Origin of the sequence: Rhodopirellula islandica (genome assembly GCF_001027925.1) — a bacterium.
Lineage (GTDB): Bacteria > Planctomycetota > Planctomycetia > Pirellulales > Pirellulaceae > Rhodopirellula > Rhodopirellula islandica.
Genome location: NZ_LECT01000007.1, coordinates 328,711 through 348,817, shown reverse-complemented (window position 1 = coordinate 348,817; position 20,107 = coordinate 328,711). Strand labels below are relative to the sequence as shown.

At 58.1% G+C, this 20,107-nt stretch carries 14 protein-coding genes; 12 read left to right on the top strand and 2 right to left on the bottom strand.

Annotation, left to right across the window (positions count from 1 at the left end; genetic code table 11):
* Positions 1 to 71: 71 nt before the first annotated feature.
* The 3 genes from RISK_RS04175 (at position 72) to RISK_RS04165 (ending at position 3,098) form a co-directional block, all read left to right on the top strand.
* Positions 72 to 1,100 carry a zinc-binding dehydrogenase gene (locus RISK_RS04175; protein ID WP_047812956.1) on the top strand — a complete coding sequence of 343 codons (1,029 nt, stop codon included), beginning with the start codon at positions 72 to 74 and terminating at the stop codon, positions 1,098 to 1,100.
* Between the two features lie 92 nt (positions 1,101 to 1,192).
* Positions 1,193 to 2,086, top strand: coding sequence for a sugar phosphate isomerase/epimerase family protein (locus RISK_RS04170; protein WP_047812955.1), 894 nt, complete (start codon positions 1,193 to 1,195; stop codon positions 2,084 to 2,086).
* 49 nt (positions 2,087 to 2,135) lie between these two features.
* A complete protein-coding gene (locus tag RISK_RS04165) occupies positions 2,136 to 3,098 on the top strand; it encodes an SGNH/GDSL hydrolase family protein (RefSeq protein ID WP_047812954.1) in 963 nt (320 codons plus the stop codon).
* A 296-nt stretch (positions 3,099 to 3,394) separates the two neighbouring features.
* Here RISK_RS04165 and RISK_RS04160 read toward each other — a convergent pair whose 3' ends face one another.
* Complete coding sequence (locus tag RISK_RS04160; protein WP_047812953.1) at positions 3,395 to 4,018, bottom strand: metallophosphoesterase family protein; 624 nt, start codon at positions 4,016 to 4,018, stop codon at positions 3,395 to 3,397.
* A 184-nt stretch (positions 4,019 to 4,202) separates the two neighbouring features.
* A complete protein-coding gene (locus RISK_RS04155) occupies positions 4,203 to 6,041 on the bottom strand; it encodes a TIGR03960 family B12-binding radical SAM protein (RefSeq protein ID WP_047812952.1) in 1,839 nt (612 codons plus the stop codon).
* Between the two features lie 179 nt (positions 6,042 to 6,220).
* Between RISK_RS04155 and nirD the strand changes: the two genes are divergently transcribed.
* The 9 genes from nirD to RISK_RS04105 all read left to right on the top strand — a co-directional run bounded on the left by nirD (position 6,221) and on the right by RISK_RS04105 (position 19,872).
* Entirely contained in the window at positions 6,221 to 6,541 is a 321-nt protein-coding gene (nirD, locus tag RISK_RS04150) for a nitrite reductase small subunit NirD (RefSeq protein WP_047812951.1), read from the top strand.
* 72 nt (positions 6,542 to 6,613) lie between these two features.
* Positions 6,614 to 9,526, top strand: a complete 2,913-nt coding sequence (locus RISK_RS04145) for a PD-(D/E)XK nuclease family protein (protein ID WP_047812950.1) — start codon at positions 6,614 to 6,616, stop codon at positions 9,524 to 9,526.
* Positions 9,523 to 12,279: a UvrD-helicase domain-containing protein gene (locus tag RISK_RS04140; RefSeq protein WP_047812949.1), complete on the top strand. Its 2,757-nt coding sequence runs from the start codon at positions 9,523 to 9,525 to the stop codon at positions 12,277 to 12,279. Before RISK_RS04145 ends, RISK_RS04140 begins: the two co-directional genes overlap by 4 nt.
* A gap of 595 nt (positions 12,280 to 12,874) precedes the next feature.
* Positions 12,875 to 13,321, top strand: coding sequence for an IS200/IS605 family transposase (gene tnpA, locus RISK_RS04130; RefSeq protein WP_047812947.1), 447 nt, complete (start codon positions 12,875 to 12,877; stop codon positions 13,319 to 13,321).
* Between the two features lie 636 nt (positions 13,322 to 13,957).
* The gene (locus tag RISK_RS04125; RefSeq protein WP_047813058.1) at positions 13,958 to 14,659 is read left to right on the top strand and encodes a hypothetical protein; all 702 of its coding nucleotides are present in this window, start codon (positions 13,958 to 13,960) and stop codon (positions 14,657 to 14,659) included.
* 418 nt (positions 14,660 to 15,077) lie between these two features.
* Entirely contained in the window at positions 15,078 to 16,157 is a 1,080-nt protein-coding gene (locus RISK_RS04120; RefSeq protein WP_047812946.1) for a DUF1559 domain-containing protein, read from the top strand.
* A 1-nt stretch (position 16,158) separates the two neighbouring features.
* Entirely contained in the window at positions 16,159 to 17,751 is a 1,593-nt protein-coding gene (locus RISK_RS04115; RefSeq protein WP_053061051.1) for a PQQ-binding-like beta-propeller repeat protein, read from the top strand.
* Positions 17,748 to 19,013, top strand: coding sequence for a hypothetical protein (locus RISK_RS04110; RefSeq protein ID WP_150122478.1), 1,266 nt, complete (start codon positions 17,748 to 17,750; stop codon positions 19,011 to 19,013). Before RISK_RS04115 ends, RISK_RS04110 begins: the two co-directional genes overlap by 4 nt.
* A 49-nt stretch (positions 19,014 to 19,062) precedes the next feature.
* On the top strand, positions 19,063 to 19,872 hold the full coding sequence (locus tag RISK_RS04105; protein ID WP_083434762.1) for a DUF4198 domain-containing protein: 810 nt from the start codon (positions 19,063 to 19,065) through the stop codon (positions 19,870 to 19,872).
* The last annotated feature ends 235 nt before the right edge of the window (positions 19,873 to 20,107 follow it).

Below are 20,107 nucleotides of genomic sequence, written 5' to 3'. Positions count from 1 at the left end.
CTCCTCGCGACTGCTCTCGGATTATCAGACGTTCCGACTCTTTTTCACTTCGACAATCAACAGGCAAAAAGATGCAATCCGCCGCGGTAGTGAACTACGCTCCCGAACCGAACTCCGTTGAAATTCGCGAAGTCGATCGCCCCGAGATCGGCCCGCAAGATGTCTTGCTGGAAGTCTCCCACGTCGGCGTCTGCGGCAGCGATCTCCATCAGTGGACCGCCCATCATTCTTGGCCGGTGAACTACCCCGTGGTTCTCGGCCATGAATTTGGTGGCCACGTCGCGGAGATCGGAAACGACGTGGAGGGCTGGAAAGAGGGTGATCGCGTGGTCAGCGAAACGGCCGCGATCATCGATTCCAACAACCCGATGTCACGGCGTGGCCTCTACAACTTGGACCCCACACGAAAGGGGTTCGGCTACGGCGTTGACGGGGCAATGACTCGCTATGTTCGCGTTCCTTCCCGCATTCTGCATCGTGTCCCCGACTCACTCGCGTTCGAACACGCTTGTCTGACCGAACCGTGCTGCGTCGCTTACAACGCAGTCGTTCGCAACGCACGCATTGAACCGGGCGATCGAGTTGTCGTGATGGGTCCCGGCACGATCGGCATCCTATGTGCCGCCATGGCCCGACTGTGCGGTGCCGAGGTGGCTTTGGTCGGGCTGGAATCCGATTGCCACCGACTCAACATCGCGGTGGAACATTACGGTTGCCAAGGCATTGTCGGTGATCCATCCGGATGGGCCAACGAACGTGATGGACTGGGATGCGACGGCGTGATCGATGCGGCCGGATCCAGTGCCACGCTGGAGATCGCCATGCAAGTTGTGCGACCAGCGGGATGGATCAGCAAAGTCGGCTGGGGCCCGCAACCGCTCGGCTACAACCTGGATCCACTGGTTCAAAAGAATGTGACCTTGCAAGGAAGCTTCAGCCACAACTGGCCCATCTGGGAACGCGTCTTGGCACTGCTCACCAGCGGACAACTGAACGTTCAACCGATCATCGGCGGGATCTGGCCCATCGACCAGTGGCAAACCGCCTTCGAAAAAATGCACCGTGGCGAAGTCGTCAAATCAGTCCTTCAACCCATCTGATCCCCCGTGGCATAGACTTCCAGCGTTTTGAAGAACACCTCCACAGGCTGGAAGCCGATGCCACTTTCCTCCAACAAACAGCAGTCTCTACCATGCCTCAACTGGCCGCGTTTCCCAAAGCCTACATGACCGCGTTGTGCAAAGACGGTTTGATGAAGCTGGCCGAGTGGTTTGAGCTTGCGTCGACACTGGATGTGCAAGGCCTGGAGTTCTACGCCGGGTTTCTTGAACTGGAAAACCAAAGCAACTGGCCCTCGCTTCGCCAACAAGTCGAAGACCTCGGGATGGTCATTCCCATGCTGTGTTGCTCGCCCGATTTCACTCACCCCGATCAAGCCTTCCGCGACGCTCAGATTCAACAGCAAATGCGTTGGATCGAAATGACGGAGACGCTGGGTGGCAGCTACTGCCGAGTGCTCAGCGGACAACGACGTCCGGAACTGTCGACCGACGAAGGCATCCGCTTGGCGGCCGACTGCATCACCCAGTGCCTCCCCTATGCCGCCGATCGTGGAATCACACTGATACTCGAGAATCACTACAAGGATGACTTTTGGGAGTACCCTGAATTTGCTCAATCGATGGACGTGTTTTGTGACCTGGTGAATGCCATCGATCACCCGAATTTCGGCGTCAACTACGACCCCAGCAATGCCTTCTTGGCTGGTGACGATCCACTGGAATTGCTTCGTCGCGTGTCTCACCGCGTCGTCACCATGCACGCCAGCGATCGCTTCCTGATCGAAGGCACGCTCGAGGACTTGCGTGCCGAAGAAGGTGGATCGGTCGGCTACGCCCAACGACTTCGGCATGGCGAAATCGGCAAAGGCCTGAATGACTATGATGCCATCTTCCGCGAATTGAAATCAAAAGGATTTGATTCCTGGATCAGCATCGAAGACGGGGTGGATGGCATCGACCAACTTCGCCGCAGCGCTGATTTCTTGCGCGGCAAAATTGCCGAGCACTGGAATGGATTCAACTGAATCCCCCACTTCATTTCATTCATTTTCCCACCCCGAAAGAACGCCGCTCATGTCCAGCCGTCGGTCAGTCACTTCAGCTCCAAGCAAACGCAAACAACTCCCCCGGTTCACTGCCGCCATCACGGCTTGCTTGCTCCTGATCAGCTTCCCATCCAAGCCAATCTTTGCGGACGAATCCGACATTGATTTGCTGGCCACCTCACGAATTGCGGTGGTGGGTGACAGCATCACACAAGCCGGCCACTACGTTTCCTTTTTGTCGTATCAACTGCACACTCAGTCGCCTGGTCGCAGCTTCGACATTTACCCTCTGGGCTTGTCCAGCGAAACCGTCTCGGGACTGAGTGAAAACGGGCACGCAGGTGGCAAGTTTCCACGGCCCTGCTTGTTCGAACGATTCGAGCGTTTGCTGACCAAAGTCAAGCCAGACGTTTTGATCGCGTGCTATGGAATGAACGACGGGATCTACCAACCGCTTTCCGACGATCGATTCGCGGCATTCCAAAACGGCATCCGCAAGATGATCGATCAAGCTAAGCAAGCTGGTGTGAAAAAGATCTATCTCGTCACACCACCCATCTACGATTACCAGCCCACCGACGACTCGTTCAATTACGACACCGTGCTCAGCGCCTACGCACGCTGGGAAATGGAACTGGACATCCCCGACGTCACCGTCATCGACTTGCACACCGCGATGCGAGCCGCCAGGAAAGAACGCGACCAACCATTTTCAAAAGACAAGGTGCACCCCAACGAGGAAGGGCATTGGTTGATGGCGCAAACCATCGCATCGGCATTGGGGTCCCCCGACACAACCACGACGCTGGCGGAAGCGAAAGCGGATCCCGTGTTCGCATCGATCGATGCGATCCGCAACCTTCGCTGGAAAGCCTGGATGAACCACATCGGCTACACGCGAGAAAAGACCTACCCGCCCCAACCACTCGGTGAAACGGAAGCACTTGCCAAGAAACAACAAGGCATGCTTTTCCAGCTTCTCCGGCAATGAAACCTTGCGCACAAAATCGCGGAGCGACGATGGACGCCCCGAATCGCAAACACCTGTCGCCGCTCCGCGGCTTGTCCGGTTCAGTGCCGCCACATCGAACTCGGGTTGAAACCCGAGCCTATCAACTGTCACCGCTCCGCGGTTGGATGATCGACACCACCCCACAAACCAGTCGCGGAGCGACGGAAGCCGTCAGCCTTGGGTTTCAACCCAAGGTCACCAACGCTCCCAACACGCGCCCAGTCGCGGAGCGACGACATCCGGCCGCGCGCCCGCAAACGCTTGAAACCAACGTGCTACTTGGGGACGTCGACGAAAACCCCGCGTGGTCCAGCGTTCAAGATCGGCGTCGATCCCAACGTCACCTGGCGTTCCCAATCGCTGTGAATGTGACCACAAACAGCGAACCGTGGCTTCTTCGCCAGGATCGCGTCGCGAATGGCTTGGCTTCCGCGGACACGTCCCGCAGTGTCGTGATCAACGGTGTCCAGGGCTGGTGAATGCGTGATCAAGATCGCTCCCTCGGGACACCCCGCCAGCATCTCCGTGGCTTGTTCTTCATCGAAGTCGTAGCTCCAGTCACCAAACGGAGTCACGGGGATGCCCCCGCCCACGCCCCACACCGGGACGGAACCCGTCTGCAGTTCGATCTCACATCCTTCTCCGTGCAGCACCATCGCGGACTTCCAATTCACGGTTGCCTCGCGCAGCTCTTCGACCGTCTCCCCGTTGCCGGGAACCAGCACCGTGGGTTGTGTGATTGATTGCAGGAGAGCGAGCGTATCAGACAAACCTTCGTGCCGGTTGGCAAAGTCACCGGCACCCAACACCAAGTCCGCTTGATCGGCAAGTTCCACCAGTCGCTTGGCGGCATCCTGGTCACGATGCAGGTCACTGAAACAAAGCACGCGGATGGTCATCGGTTGGTCTTGTTGGGAAATACTGGAAGAAAGAGACAGGTGAACGCCACACCCCGCAGCATTGCGGGGTGTGACTTGCCTGGACACGGCCAATTGCTGTCGTAATGGGCGAGGCCACGAATCCTTTGGCAGGACTCATCGCTTCGTCCACTACGACAACCCGACGCGCATTGATCGAACGTTGCTACGTCGCGTTGGCCATGTCGGTCAACTGAACGGTGGCACGAGACTGTTCTTTTTCGAGGTAAGCACGCCCGAACTTCACGTTGACGTGATCCCAGGGGAGCTTGTCCATCATCTCGTACTTCTGATGCACCTGTTGATCGATATCAATGCCAGCGTCCTGGATCGATTGCCACCAACGATCGGCATCCAGGTGTTCGGTCCAGCCATCCATGCGAGCCCCGCGTTCCCAAGCCAGCCGAATGGCCTTTCCGGTTCGCCGGTCGCCGCGGCTGATCACGCCTTCCAACAAGCTTGTTTCGATGTCGTGACACTTGATGTTCACGCTGCGAATTTTGCGGCGTTTCCAAAGGTAGCTGTGTGCCCACTGGAAGTATTCGCGAGACTGCATCCCGTTCCATTGATACGGTGTGTGCGATTTCGGGACGAAATTTGAGACGCTGGCCGTGACTCGGGCGTACCGACCATTGACCTCTTTGCCGACCGTGGAAATCGTTTCCGCCAAGTCCACGATGCCGTCCAAATCGACCGGACGTTCCCCCGGCAAACCGCACATGAAGTACAGCTTCACGCTTTCGAAACCGTTCTGGAATGCCGCCCGGCATCCCTCGATCAAATCGCTGTTCTTGATCTTCTTGCGAATCTGCTGCCGCATGTCATCCCGAGCCACTTCGGGTGCCAACGTCAGCGATTTCCGCCGGGTGCTTCCCAGCAATTCCGGCAGCGTTCGCAGTTGGTCGTTGACTCGCAAACTCGGCACACTGATGTTCACATCCAGCGGCACAAAGACTTCATGCAGCCGCTTCACAAGCTCCGCAAAGTGCGGGTAGTCACTGCTGGAGAGCGACAGAATGCTGATCTCGTTGAAGCCTGTGCTGCGGTAGCTCTCCAGCGCGGCGTCGACGATCGTGTCGACCTCCCGAATTCGCAGCGGGCGTTTGATGACCGTGCTCTGACAGAACCGGCACAGGTGCGGGCAACCACGCATGATCTCGATCGCGATTCGGTCGTGCACGCAGTTGACATATGGAACAATGGGCTCGGTTGGCAACGGCATGCCATCCAAGTCACTGATCACGCTGGGTGCGATCGTTTCTGGCACGTCGTCTCGCGTTCGGACAATCGATCCAATTCGGTTGTTGTCCGAATACTGGGGCTCGTAGAACCGGGGCACATAGGCGTACGGCAATTGTTGGGCGACGCGGGCCAAGGCTTCTTCGCGTTGTTTCCGGCCCTCTTCGCCGGTCGCATACGTTCCATCGGGCAAGCGAACCTCTTCGCGAAGACTGATCCACAAGTCACAGATTTCAGGCAGTGCCGGTTCACCATCGCCAGTCACCATCACATCGAAGACGTCGGCCATCGGTTCGGGATTCTGACAACACGGCCCTCCCGCGACCAACAACGGATCCGCCATCGTTCGATCAACCGCGTCCAGCGGCAGGCCGCCCAGGTCGACCATCGTCAACACATTCGGCGAACTGATTTCGTACTGCAGCGACAACCCGATCACGTCAAACTCGTTCAGCGGCGTGAACGTTTCCAGCGTGTACAGCGGCAAGTGATGCTCACGCAGTTTCGCTTCCATGTCCGGCCAAGGCATGAAGACTCGCTCCGCACACCAATCGTCCCGCCGATTGATCATCGAATAGAGCACTTGCAACCCGTGGTGGCTCATCCCGATCGTGTACGCGTCAGGGAACCCAACGGCGATTTTCCCGCGAAGTTTGCGATGGTCTTTGACAACGATATTGCGTTCCCCACCGACGTACTGAGCCGGCGTTTGCACGTGCGGCAAAACGCGTGATTCGAGTTTTCGTCGGAGTTCGTGATGAATCATAAAAAACTGGCACCAAAGACGGATCGAGTGGTCAAGCGACGACCAGATGTCCATTAAAGCGAATCTGGCCGCCCGAGTCATCCTCAGCCTCATTGGGGAATCGGCTGGGGTGCGATAAAACGGGGGATCAGAACGCTGAGCGGCGAGAACGAAGTCCACACCAAACAGAGAATCAAGACATGAGCGAATACGAAAGCGTTGGGAAGGTTTCCGATTTTGAAGACAACGTCGGCAAAGCGGTCCCCGTCGACGGCCGAATGGTCGCGGTTTTCCGCAAAGGCGACGAATGGTACGCGATCGACGATCTGTGCCCCCACATGGGTGCGTCGCTGGCCGAAGGTCACGTCGAAGAAAACACCGTGACTTGCCCTTGGCACGCGTGGCGATTCTGCATCAAGGACGGCACCTGGGAAGACAACCCGCGAACCAAAGTCGATTGCTTCGACATCAAAATTGAGAACGACGAGGTTTGGGTGCGAGAAAAGCCGGACGCGGAATAGCACCGCGTTTCCGCCGCATTCGACTCTGCGTTCCCCGCTCGCCCCCCACCGCGAATCCCCAATTTGAACCGAATGACGCAAACAATCTTTCTGGGATGGAACCAACCACTGCTGATCTCGAGTCTGCAGTGGCTGAAAGAAACCAACGGGCCAAAATCCCAAACCAAAGGCGACTGGGATTTGTCGCACTTGGATTTGGTGTTCCCGTCCCGCCGCGCGATTGATCGCATGAAGGAACTTCTGCTTGCAGAGGCCAACGCGGCGGAGCAAACCCTGCACTCCCCGCGAATGCTGACGGTCGGCGACCTGCCATCTCGCCTGTACGAATCCGACACCGCAGCACTCGATTTCGAACAGACCCTGGCTTGGGCCCGGGTCCTGGCGGCCGCCAACCAAGACGACTTGAGCGTCTTGATCTCCAGCCCGCCGGCGCCCGATGCCGCCGACGCTTGGCTGGAACTGGGCGGCACGATGCGGCGGTTGCACAATTCCATCGCTGCCGAAGGATTGACCTACGCTGATGTCCTTGAGATGTGCGACTCGGCCGGTGAGCGTCGTCGTTGGCAATTCTTTGTCGACTTGATGAAAGCCTACTTGGCAGAGTTGGCAGCCGCGGGAAAGGCCGATCCCAACGAAGCTCAACTCGATGCGATTCGTCAGAACGCTTGTCGCGCGACGCGGCCGATGGTGTTGATCGGAACCACCGACATTTCCAAACTGCTGGTTTCGATGCTGCACCAAGTCGAATCGTCCAAGAAGTCCGCCGCGATCACGGCTTTGGTGGCGGCTCCCGAAAGTCTGGCGAAACGTTTCGATTCGTTTGGAAACCTGATCTCAAATCGTTGGCAATCGCACAGCTTGCCTCTGCAAGACGGTCAACTGATTCCCGCGGGAGAGATCTCGGATCAAACCGCCGCCGTGATGGAAACGCTGGCCGAGTTTGGCCAGAAGTACCGCGTCGATCAAATCACGATTGGCGTCACCGATGAATCGCAAGTCGAACCGATCGAGAACCGCTGCGATTTGCTAGGCGTTGCCACGCACCGACACTTGGGCCACCGAGTCGGACAAACCGCCGTCGGGCGTTTGATGCACTTGGTCGTGACGTACCTGCAACGACGCACCTGGCGATCGTTGGCGGCGCTCGTGCGTCACGCCGACGTGGCTCGTTACGTCAGCGAGCGGTGCCCCGACGATCCCAACTCGGAAAAGTGGTTGCGAGAGCTGGATCAGCTGCTCTCGTCCGCGTTCCCTCGGTCCGTCGATGAACCGCTGCCCGAAGAAGTCCAACAGTCCCTAACCGCCAATCAAATTCGCGATGTGCTGGATCAGTGGTTGTCGCCCTTGATCGAAGACTCGCAGCAACAACCGATTCGGCAATGGAGCGAAACGCTGCAGGCGATTTTGATCGAGCTGTATGGTGATGTCGCTCCTTCGCTCGTGCCTGTGGATGACGAAGGTTCGAAAGAGAACGACGACACCGAACCCGATGCCTCCCTTTCCCGAACACAGCAAGCCATTCACGCTGTCTTCCGGTTGCTTCACCGGTTCGGCGACCTCAGCCCGTCGCTCGACGAGCCGGTGGACGGTGCCGTCGCAGTCGAGATGCTGTCCTCGCGGATGAGCGAAGTGCGCTGGGTCGATGATCCTTCGCCCACCGAAATCGAGTTGCTGGGTTGGTTGGACCTTGCCCTCGATGATTCGCCTGCTCTCATCGTTTGCGGCTTGAACCATCCGTTTGTTCCCGAAGCTCAATCGGGTGACCCGTTCTTGCCTCAGTCACTGCGATCGACGCTGCATCAATCCGCCAACGATCGCCGCTACGCTCGGGACGTGCATGCGATGCAGCAATTGCTGACCTCTCGCGAAACGGTTCGCTTCCTGGTCGGCTCGCACTCCGCCGACGGATCCCCCACACCGCCATCACGCCTGCTCGCCGCGGCGACTCCCGAAGAAGCGGCGAAACGTGTTTGCGATCTGCTAACCATCCCGCGTCCCAAGGTCGAGATTCAACCGATCCAGCCTCCACCTGTGGTCAGCGTTGATTCCAAAGCGTATTTCGCGCCTCCGCCGCCCGAACCGGGACGGACGATCCACACACTCAGTGTCACTGCATTCTCCGCCTACCTCGCCTGCCCCTACCGGTTTTACCTGCGACATGTTTTGAGACTGCGACCGCTGGACGATTCGCCCTTGGAACTGGCCGCCAACCAGTTTGGCGACTTGGTTCACGGTGCGCTCGAAGAGTTCGGCGACAGCGACTACAAAAACGAAACGGATCCGAAACGCATCGAAGAGGCCTTGATTGAGGAACTGCACCGATACGCGGCCAAACACTTTGGCGACAACACGTCCACGACCGTGAAGCTGCAAGTTCGCCAAGCCCAGCGGCGACTGAAAACGGTCGCCCTTCGACAAGCCGAGCGAGCCGCCGCCGGATGGCAAATTCACGCGGTGGAAGACGCCGTCGATGAAAAAGAAATTCATCCGATCACCGGCAAACCGAAGAAGCCAACCGGCATCGTTCTCGATGGAGAATTCACGGGCCTTCGGGGACGCTTTGACCGCATCGACTTTCATCCTGAAACCGGACGCTGGGCGATCCTGGACTACAAAACACACGGTCACAAACCGGAAAAGAAGCACTTGAAGAAATTGCCCGATGGCTCCACCCAGTGGGTGGATCTGCAGTTGCCGCTGTATCGTCGCTTCATTCCCGATCTGGGGATCGATGCCGACCCGGTGGATGTGGAACTGGGATACTTCAACGTCGCCGAAAAGGACACCGAAACGCAAATCAATCTCGCCGAGTTCACGCCGTCCCAATTTGCCGCGGCAGACGAATTGATTCACCACTGCGTTCGCGAAATTCGTGCGTGCCACTTCGATCCGAATCCCAATGGCGTCGAATACGACGATTACGAAATGCTGATGAACGAAAGCGTGTTCATTCCCATGGACGACGAGACGGAGGCCTTCGAATGAGCCCCCCATCCGAACACCCGCTGTTTGACGACAACCCGTTCTTCGACGAAGACGTCCAACCTTCCGAAGCAGACCTGCTGCACGAGGACGAATGGCTTCCCGATGAGCTGGACTACGTTGTTGAGTCACCGGCGACGCTGCGAGAAGCCTTCGAGCCGACGCTGGTGCGTGCCTCCGCCGGCACGGGCAAGACCTACCAACTCACCGCTCGGTTGCTGAAGATTCTGCTGACCGGTGCGCCACCGGAAACGATTCTCGCAACCACATTCACTCGCAAAGCAGCGGGCGAAATCCTGGAACGGGTGCTGATCACGCTTGGCAAAGCCGCGATCGATCCGAGCGAAAAAGCGATCGCGGAATTACGGCAACAAGTCGGCATTGAAGGCTTGCCGCGTCACGTCTGCGGTCAACTCTTCCATCGCTTGCTGCGCAACATTCACCGGTTGCGCATTTGCACGCTGGACAGTCTGTTCTCGCAACTCGCCCGGGCACTGCCGTTTGAATTGGATCTGCCGCCCGGCTGGCGTTTGACGGACGAGGTCGAGGAGATCTGGTTGCGCCAAGTCGCGATTGGAAACTTGATCGAGTCCCTGCAGCCCGCCGAAACCGAAACGCTGATCTCCATGCTCAGCCGCGGCGATGTCAAACGCAATATCGCTCGCGAATTGATCGATGTGGTGGAGAACACCTATCACTTGGCTCGCCAAGCCGACGTCGAACGCTGGGACCAATTGAAAGTCCCCGAGCTGCCTGAGTCGGCCGACATCACCCGCACAGCGGGGATGCTCCGATCCGCCAAAGTGCCACAAAAGTCGCTCGTCAAAGCACTCGAATCCGCAGCCAACAGCCTCGAAATTCGCGAGTTCGGACCGCTGGTCGAAGCCACGCTGACCAAGAACATTGCGAAGGCGCGGTTGCATGGCGAAGAAGTCAAATTTGGACGCAGCAAGTTCCCGCCCGGTTTGGATCCCGAGTTCGACTTGATCTATGAAGTCGCCCGGCACGAGTCCCTATCGTTGCTGCGGGCTCAAAACCAAGCCACCGGCACCTTGGTCGATCACTACGACACGTTGATTCAATTGGTCAAGCAAGCCCAACGGGCCCTGGCGTTTGATGACATCGCCGTCCGCTTGGCCGGCGTGTTCACGCAGCTTGACAATCACACGCTGCAAGACCGACTCGATGCCTCGATCGATCACCTGCTGCTGGACGAGTTCCAAGACACCTCCCCGGTGCAGTGGCAAGTCCTTCGTTTGCTGGCTCAATCGGTCACGAGTGATTCGGCGGATTCCGCGTCCAACGTCCTCGATCCCAAACGCTCCAAGTCATTTTTCTGTGTCGGCGATACCAAGCAAGCCATCTACGGTTGGCGAGGGGGCGTGGCGGAGATCTTCGATGCCGTCGACAAACAGATTCCAGGTATCATCGCCAAGCAACAAGACGAAAGCTATCGCAGCAGCAGCGTGGTGCTCGACGCGGTCACCAACGCGTTCCAGCATTTGCCTCGTCACCCGATGGCAGAGGGCACCGACCCACCCAATCCCGCTGACAAAGCTTACTACGAAGCCAAGTCGCTGAAGCGGTTCGCCAAGCGATTCCCCAAGCACACAGCAGCGAAGGAGCTGCCCGGTTTCGTTCAATTTCGGACCGCGGAACTGAACCTGAAACTGCCAGCGGATGCGGATGAAAAAACGAAGAGCAAACCATCTGCCGCTGACATTCAGAAAGGGTTGCTGGACGACGTTGCGAAACAAATTGCCGAATTACATCACCGGTCCCCGCACCTGACGATTGGCGTGTTGACTCGCACCAACAGCACCGTCGGCGGCCTGATCAACCGTTTGGAACACCTCGATGTCGACGTCAGTGCCGAGGGCGGCAACCCGTTGGTCGATTCCGTCGCGGTGCGATGGATTTTGTCAGCGTTGATGATGTCCGAACATCCCGGTGACGGCCGCTGGCGATTGCACATCGCCAACAGCCCCCTGCAGTTTGTCTTGCCACTTTCGGACAGCGAAGACAAAGGTGAAGCCGCCGATCAACTTCGCGCTCAAATCGAAGACCTGGGGCTCGCGAAAACCATTTTGTTCCTAGCGAAAGCGTTGATGCCACACTGCGACAGTCGTGAGAACGTGCGGTTAGAACAACTGATCGAGCTGGCAACGCTGTACCAACACACCGCCGACAGTCGCCTGCGAGATTTCGTCGAACTGGTTCATGAGAAACGTGTCCAGCGCCCACGTGCCGCGGTCGTTCGTGTGATGACCGTTCACCAATCCAAAGGGCTGGAATTTGACGCGGTCTTCTTGCCTGAGATCCACAAAGCGTTGTTGGGCCAATCACCGCAATGCTTGGCCGACATCCCCGAGATTGGGCAACCAGCTCGCGGACTCAGTCGGTCCGTCGGGGAAGCCCAGTGGCACTTCCTTCCCAAGCGTTGGCAAGCTGTGTTTGGCGGTTCCGTTGCCGCTCGATTGACCGAGGCGATGTGCTTGCTGTACGTCGCCATGACACGAGCTCGCCAAGGTTTGTACTTGGTGATCCCACCGGCAGGCAAACAGGATTTCAACAACAAAACCGCCGCGTCGCTGCTGTACCACGCTTGGAAGTGCGAGGCGGACCCAACCGCCGAAGGCGAGGTGTTGTTCGAGAGCGGCGACGCGAATTGGTTTGGCGATTCGAAGATTGAACCGGTGGAACCATCAACAAATGAAAAGGAAGACGTGCCAAGCCGCCGGTTGTCATTCGCGTGATCGAAGGCAATAGCGTCATCGGAACATGAAATTCAAACGTCCCGAATGAGGGCGTTGCATCATGCAAACCAACGACGGCCCCATCCGGGGCGATGTTCATGTTGGCCATCAACGTTCTCGGGGCTTCCGCCCCGAGCTACCAACGAGGACTCCTCCGGAGTCAACCACGAATCCGCCCCGGAGGGGCCGCCGTCGTTAGCTCGGGGTGGAAGCCCCGAGGACCGAGGAACGAGAAACGTGAGCCAAACCCAACATCCAACGCCCCGGATGGGGCCGGCGAACGATGTGGGTTTTCGTTCGAAATTCGTGGCCCGATCGTGCCCCTCATCGCATCAACGTCGGCCCCATCCGGGGCGATGTTCATGGTGGCCATCAACGATTCTCGGGGCTTCTGCCCCGAGCTACCAACGCGGACTCCTCCGGAGTCAACCACGAATCCGCCCCGGATGGGGCCGTCGTCGTTAGCTCGGGGTGGAAGCCCCGAGAAACGAGGAACGAGAAACGTGAACCAAACCCAACATCCAACGCCCCGGACGGGGCCGGCGTATCGCTACACTTGAATGTTCTTTCCAACATTCATCCGAGGTGACTAACCATGGCGTACACCAATTTGCGTGTCCATCTGATCTGGAGCACCAAGGATCGAAAACCATTGATTGCCGACGAGTTCCAGGAAGACCTTTACGCTTACATCGGTGGCATTCTTCGCAAGCGAAAACATGTCCTTCTGGCGGCCGGCGGAATCGCAGATCACATTCATTTGTTGGTCGGCATGCATCCGACACAAACAATTGCCGATTGCGTGCGTGATCTGAAATCCAACTCAAGCGTTTGGGTGCACGAGCATTTCCCGAAACTGAAAATGTTCCAGTGGCAGACGAAGTACGGAGCCTTCTCCGTCAGCGAATCGTCTGTGGATTCCGTCATGGCCTACATCGCAAACCAAAAGGAGCATCACAAGAAGTTGACCTTCCAAGAGGAGTTCTTGGCGATATTGCGCAAACATGGCATCCAGTTCGATCCACGTTACGTGTTCGAATGAACCGGGCTTGGTCAACCAACGACGGCCCCATCCGGGGCGATGTTCATGGTGGCCGGCAATGTTCTCGGGGTTCACACCCCGAGCTACCAACGCGGACTCCTCCGGAGCCATGCACGAAATCGCCCCGGAGGGGCCGTCATCGTTAGCTCGGGGTGGAAGCCCCGAGAAACATGAACACAAACGCAACACACCAAACGCCCCGGATGGGGCCGGCGTGCCGTTGCGACTTCCAAACCGACACGAATCGCGGGCAACCAACGTCGGCCCCATCCGGGGCGATGTTCATGGTGGCCGGCAATGTTCTCGGGGCTTCCGCCCCGAGCTACCAACGAGGACTCCTCCGGAGCCATGCTTGATCTCGCCCCGGCGGGGCCGCCGTCGTTAGCTCGGGGTGGAAGCCCCGAGAAACATGAACACAAACGCAACACACCATGCCGCCCCGGAGGGGCCGTCGTGAATCAACCATCTCGATCGTCGCAAAATCATGCGTGGCGCGACGTCTTCGTGTACGTCCATGCGGCAGGTCGCCGCCTTGGATTCTGGACGTTGGTGATTGTCCTCAAGGCTGGGCTTGTTTACCATTCTCAGCGTGAGGAGCGAGCCAGATTTGGCGCGCAGTCAGGCATTGAGCCCGTTTTGTTTTTCTTTCGACCGTTTCGATCTTCCCTGCTACGACGCGGCGTCAGCCTGACGCTGCTGTTGGTGCTGGGGTGTGGCATGATCGGACTGCCCCTCACCGCTCCTCAGCCCGAAAAGGTTGGCCGATTCCCTTGCGAATCCTGCCCGTGCGGCTGTTCCTCCGCCGACTACTGCTGGGACAAGTGCTGCTGTCACAGCGATTTAGAAAAACTCCAATGGGCCGCCGAAAACAACGTCACCCCGCCAGCGTTCCTGGTCGCTCGCGTTGACCTGACGCTCGGCGAGATCGCTGACCGAACTTCCCCGGAAGCACCGTCGACCTGCGTTGCGGGAAGCTGCTGTGGCCCCGATTCTCCTGGGCCGCCCCCCGGATTCGCCGCGATGATGCGTCAGCGTTCCTTGACGTGCCAGACCGCGACGGGCCAATCCGCGGATACGTCCACTTGCTCGCAGGCAAAGACTGGCAAGGCTTCCTGTTGTGACGATGCCAGCGATGACAAACCCGTCCGCTGGGTTCGCCTGCAAGACGCCGCCAAATGCCATGGCATCGAGATGGTTTGGAGCCTGTTCTCCAGCGTCGTCGTTGACTTCCAAGCGTTTCAGTGGAACGTCTCTCCCCCGCCGTTGCTATTTCGCTTGAGTCTTCAAGACGATCAATCGGACGCAATGAGCCTCTGCCCCGAGCCGCCGGTTCCCTAGCCTGCGGTCTCGCTCGCTCCTGAATTCCGCAAGGAAGATTCGTGAGCGGGTGACTTCTTCACGCATTGCAATCCGGTTCATTGCTGCGCTCACGGCATCGTCGCTCATGGAGTGAAGGTGCGGACGCAGAAATCACCGCTGCCGCGTTGGTGGTTGAAGGCTCGCTCCTCACACCAGTGTGGTCTTCGTCGCTGACGCGGGAGCGTCCTCGCACTGCCGAGGATCAGTGACCCAACGTCGGATTGCACCGATTCGAATCGGCTTTTAACCGCCACTCAACTCTCGAACGAACTGAGCTCAAAACAGCTCGGTTCGCTTCCCCGGAGAAGGTGCGCGCACTCTGCGGGCTGAACCTGCATGCCGACACCGATCCAAACACCCAACAACGTTTCTCTCAACACCAAACCATTCACCTCCCATGAACATCTATCGACACAATTCTCCGCAACGCGGTTTCACCTTGGTGGAACTGCTGGTTGTGATCGCGATCATCGGCGTCCTGGTTGGACTGCTGCTTCCCGCGGTCCAAGCTGCTCGCGAGGCCGCTCGACGCATGCAGTGCAGCAACAATCTGAAGCAGATCACGCTGGCCATGCACAACTATGAAAGCACGCACCGGAAGCTCCCGTCCAACTACACGACCGGGTCCGGAACATCCGGCAACTTTTCAGTCTTCGCCCAGATGGCTCCCTTCTATGAACAGGGCAACATGCTGGACCTGATTCACTTTGACCAACCGCTGCATGTGGGTTGCTGCCCAGGCCAACTTGTCACCCCACACGACATCGCCGCGAAAACCGTGATGCCGACGCTGACCTGTCCCAGCGAAGACCATGACCGGACCTACTATGTCACCACGCTATCTGGGAGCGGTCCAACCCAGGCTTACTCCGCCACCAACTACGGCATGAATTTTGGCACGGGCGTCGGAACGCTGTACGACTCTCGCACCACCACCGATGGAATCCTTTGGATCAATTCCAAGGTCGGCTTTGAAGCGATCACGGACGGCCTGAGCAACACCGCGGCTTTCGCGGAGCACTTGCTCGGCATGTCGGAACAAGATCCGGCGGAACCCACTGAACCGCACCTGCGAAAGCGAGTGATGATGAATGTGACCTGTGCCTTCATCAGCCGTTCGATGCCACCCACCACACCAGGGTTTGCAGGATTCTTTCTTCCGGAAGATCCCAACGAAATGGAAGCCTATGTTCGTGGCAGCGGACTGCACCGCGGATGGGCTGGCCATCGTGGCGCGGGTTGGATCAACGGCCGAGAGTATTGGACCGGCTACTCGCACTATCACCCACCACAAAGCCTGATCCCCGACATGGGCAGTTGTGGCTGGGGCGTTTTTGGAACACGGAGCAACCACCCCGGAGGTGTCCACGTCGCTCGTTGCGACGGCAGCGTTGGCTTCGTCACCGAAAGTGTGGACCTGGAAACGTGGCGTGCCCTCGGCACCCGCAACGGCCGCGAAGTCTTGGAGGCATTTTGAGATGAAATTGCAACCATACACAAACTGTCCCAAGCGGTCTCTCAATCAGACGATCGCAATGGCGACATTGGCTTGGGCACTGTGCACACCGCTCTGCACTCCACTGACATCCGCCTCGGCACAAGCCGTCTGGCCCGCGTTTTTGGGTCAGGGAAGCAGCGAATCATTGGAGGCTGAGAAGCTTCCACTGAACTGGTCGCCCGGGAAAAACGTTCGTTGGAAACAATCCATCGTCGGCAAAGGTCAATCCAGCCCCGTGGTTTGGGGCGACACCGCTTATGTCACCAGCATCCAAGGTGACATGAAAGAAACGTGCGTGGTGATGGCGATTGCACTGGCCGATGGGCAAGTGAAGTGGACTCGCGAAATCGAGTCTGCCACACCAGTGCGATCCAACTACTTCCAAAGTCGGTCGGCACCCACCCCGGTCGTCGACCAGAACCACGTGGTCGCTTTCTTCGAAACAGGCAACTTGGTTGGGATCGATCGCCACTCCGGCGAGCCTCTCTGGGAACGATCCTTGGCCGACGAAACCGGCGTCTTCCAATCCGATATCGGGTTGGCAAGCTCTCTGGCACAACACGGCCCCAACGCGTTTGTTTTGATTGATCACGAGGGAGACTCGTATTTGATGGCGGTCAACAAAGCCACTGGCGAAACCGCTTGGAAGACCGAACGCTTCAGTCGCAAAAGCTACGCCTCCCCGACCATTCTCCAAATCGGTGGCAAAGCACAAATCGTTTGCAGCAGCGACGGGTCCGTTGACGGGTACTCCCCCGAAACCGGCGAACAACTCTGGACATTCGAAGACATCGGCGCGAACACTTCCAACACGCCACCCGCCATGCTCGAAAACATGGTGTTGGTCGGTGCATCCAACGGAATGCAAGACGCTCGCGCGGTCGAAGCTCGCGAATCCAATCTTTGCCTGCGGATTGATGGCGATGGTTCTCAGTTCCAACCCGAGGTCGCTTGGAAAACAACGAAGGCGACAACCACCTTCGCTTCGCCCATCGCACACCAAGGACTGGCGTACTGGATCACCACCGCTGGGGTTCTGTACTGCTTCGACTTGGAATCAGGCGATCTGGTTTATCGCAAACGAGCCGGCGAGCAATGCTGGGTGACTCCCGTTGGAATCGGCGATCGCATCTACCTGTTCGGGAAAGGCGGTGAGACGACGGTGATCGCCGCCGGACCTGAATTCAACGTCCTCGCGGAAAATGAGTTGTGGGACATCGATTCCATCCCCGCGACGAGCTCGGGACAATTCGCGGGTCCGCGATCGGGGAAAGGCGGCCGACCTGGCTCGGGGCAAGGTGGCGGCTCTCGGCCAACCGAATCCACCAGCGCTGAAGCAGCATCCACCGAGGATGCCGAAGGCGAACAGAAGTCGGAAAATTCCGAGGCCCGGAAACCGATGAGCGACGATGCGATTGAGGCCGCACGCCAGCGTGGTGAAAACCAATTCGCCGACCCGGTTCAATACGGAGTTGCGTTCACTCACGACGCGATCCTGATTCGCACCGGCAGCGAACTGCACTGCATCGCAACGGGCGAAGAATCCCCGACCAACGAGGAGGCCTCGCCATGAGCTGTTTCCGTGCGTGCATGGTTTGGGTCCTGCTTCCATTCGGCACTTCGTTGCCAGCCCAAGCGGTCAACTGGGAAGCGGCGCCGATTCAGTACAGCGATTCAAAAGCGACTCGCAATGGCGTCGCCAAACTGAAAGCCGACTTGGAATCGGGCCAACGAGAACTCTCAGGCGAGGACGAACTGTCTCGGTTGCGATCCTTGCTGGAACAACTGAACGTTCCTGTCTCATCGCAAACGCTCGTGTTTTCAAAGACCAGTCTGCAGAAACCACATATTTCGCCGGAGACACCTCGGGCGATCTATTTCAATGACGAGATCTTCGTCGGCTACGTCCAGGGCGGCGAGATTGAAATCGCGGCGGCAGACCCCGATTTAGGAACCGTGTTTTACACCATGGAACTTGCCTTCGATCAGCCACCAAGATTGCAACGGCAAGCCAATCGATGCTTGAGTTGCCACGGTGGTTCGCGAACCGGAGGCATTCCTGGTTTCCAAGTTCGCTCGGTGTACCCCAATGCGAAGGGCGTTCCGGTGATCCGCGCCGGCAGCCACCTGACCAACCAACGCAGCCCACTCGCAGAACGCTGGGGTGGATGGTACGTCACTGGCACTCATGGTGACCAACATCACCTGGGCGGATTCATCCTCGAGGGAAAACGCCGTCCCGAGATCATCGAAAATGCTGGCGGCGAAAACCAACCTTCGCTTCCGCCAAGAGTGGACCAGCAGCAGTACTTGGTCGCGACCAGTGACATCACCGCCTTGATGGTGATGGAACATCAAATCGAAGCTTACAACCTGCTGACCAAAGCCAACTTTGCCGCCCAACATGCGGAGTGGGAAGCCGGCGACGATCCGGTCAGCGAATCACATCGCGAGCGAATTGCCAAAGCCACCCGGCCGCTGGTGGCGTGTTTGTGCTTCGACAACGAATTCGAGATTCAAGCTCCCATCCGTGGAACCAGCCACTTTGCCTCTGAATTTGAAGCACGCAAGGTGGCAGATCCGAACGCCCCATCGCTTCGCAAGCTGAATCTGCAATCGAGGCTGTTCAATTCACCGCTGAGCTTCCTGGTCACGACGCAAACCTTTGCGGAGTCACCGGACGCGCTGCACGACGAACTGGCGAAGCAAATCTGGCACCGATTCGCGAACGACCAGCCCTTCACGGCAACGCTTCGCGAGATCGGTCCCGCCTGGCTCACGGAGCGATACGAATCTCCCCAGACGCTGCTCTCAACTTCCTCTTCAAGTCATTGAAACCGTCCTTTCGACAACCCAACATCCTCTTTCCCCTTGCAACCAATTCATGAACACAACTTATCGAAACCTGACCTTCGCATTGGCTCTCTTTCTTCCCGCACTGGCGTCCGCCCACGACACGTGGATCCAAACCAACTCACCGATTGTTCGAACCGGCGAGGTCGTGCATGTCGACCTGCGTCTTGGGAACCACGGCAATCAACATCGTGATTTCAAACTGGCGGGTTTACTGACACTGGACTGGACTTCGCTGGATCAAATTCGACCGGATGGGACACGTTCTGATTTGAAGCCCAACCTCATCACCTCCGCGTCGGCCGAGAAGCAAGGCTACTGGACGACGCCCGTCACACTGAAACAACCCGGCGTGCATCAGTTCGTTCAAACGCTCGATCGAGTCATGAACCATGGCAAATCGATCCGCAGCATCCGAACCGCGAAAAGCTATGTGCTTGCCAGCGATTCATTGGACGCACCCAAGGTCGGCGGTCATGCACATGAAACGGCGGTCGGACTGCCATTCGAAATGGTTCTCGACACTTGCCCGCTCAGCGAAGTTCGCGTGGGCCAAGCGATCACGGTCACCGTCTTGCATCACGGCAAACCACTCCAAGACGCCATCGTCAGTTTCATCCCCGAAGGAGAAACCCTGCAGGGTGAGATGGACCCCAGCCACGAGTTCACGACCGATGCGTCTGGCATGGCCACCTTCGTTCCCAAGAAGGCGACACGCCACTTGATCGCAGCCCACCACAACGCGATGGACGAGAAGACCGAGGAGTTCGACTTCACCAGCTACGCCACGACCATCATGCTCCATGTGCCCAACCAACCGGTGGCAGCACCGAGTCGCTGAGCTTGCTCGCTAAACTGGATGGGCGGCAGCACGGCCCACATCAAAGACTTCACTCAGCGACCGGGACAGATCTCTCGGCCGCTGAGACGCGATTCCTGATGGCAGGTGAGACGGGCACCACTGTCCGGGGCGACCGCTCTCACCGGCGAACCGGACCTGCCCAGGGTCCCGACTCGCCCCAATCCCATGCGTTGCAACGCCTGCCCAGGCAGCAACGCCAGGACTACTAGGCGAA

Coding starts and splice junctions, on each gene's coding strand:
- RISK_RS04170 (WP_047812955.1), top strand. CDS start 1,193: ATGCCTCAACTGGCCGCGTTTCCCAAAGCCTACATGACCGCGTTGTGC.
- RISK_RS04105 (WP_083434762.1), top strand. CDS start 19,063: ATGAACACAACTTATCGAAACCTGACCTTCGCATTGGCTCTCTTTCTT.
- nirD (WP_047812951.1), top strand. CDS start 6,221: ATGAGCGAATACGAAAGCGTTGGGAAGGTTTCCGATTTTGAAGACAAC.
- RISK_RS04160 (WP_047812953.1), bottom strand. CDS start 4,018: ATGACCATCCGCGTGCTTTGTTTCAGTGACCTGCATCGTGACCAGGAT.
- tnpA (WP_047812947.1), top strand. CDS start 12,875: ATGGCGTACACCAATTTGCGTGTCCATCTGATCTGGAGCACCAAGGAT.
- RISK_RS04115 (WP_053061051.1), top strand. CDS start 16,159: ATGAAATTGCAACCATACACAAACTGTCCCAAGCGGTCTCTCAATCAG.
- RISK_RS04155 (WP_047812952.1), bottom strand. CDS start 6,041: ATGATTCATCACGAACTCCGACGAAAACTCGAATCACGCGTTTTGCCG.
- RISK_RS04145 (WP_047812950.1), top strand. CDS start 6,614: ATGACGCAAACAATCTTTCTGGGATGGAACCAACCACTGCTGATCTCG.
- RISK_RS04140 (WP_047812949.1), top strand. CDS start 9,523: ATGAGCCCCCCATCCGAACACCCGCTGTTTGACGACAACCCGTTCTTC.
- RISK_RS04120 (WP_047812946.1), top strand. CDS start 15,078: ATGAACATCTATCGACACAATTCTCCGCAACGCGGTTTCACCTTGGTG.
- RISK_RS04175 (WP_047812956.1), top strand. CDS start 72: ATGCAATCCGCCGCGGTAGTGAACTACGCTCCCGAACCGAACTCCGTT.
- RISK_RS04165 (WP_047812954.1), top strand. CDS start 2,136: ATGTCCAGCCGTCGGTCAGTCACTTCAGCTCCAAGCAAACGCAAACAA.
- RISK_RS04110 (WP_150122478.1), top strand. CDS start 17,748: ATGAGCTGTTTCCGTGCGTGCATGGTTTGGGTCCTGCTTCCATTCGGC.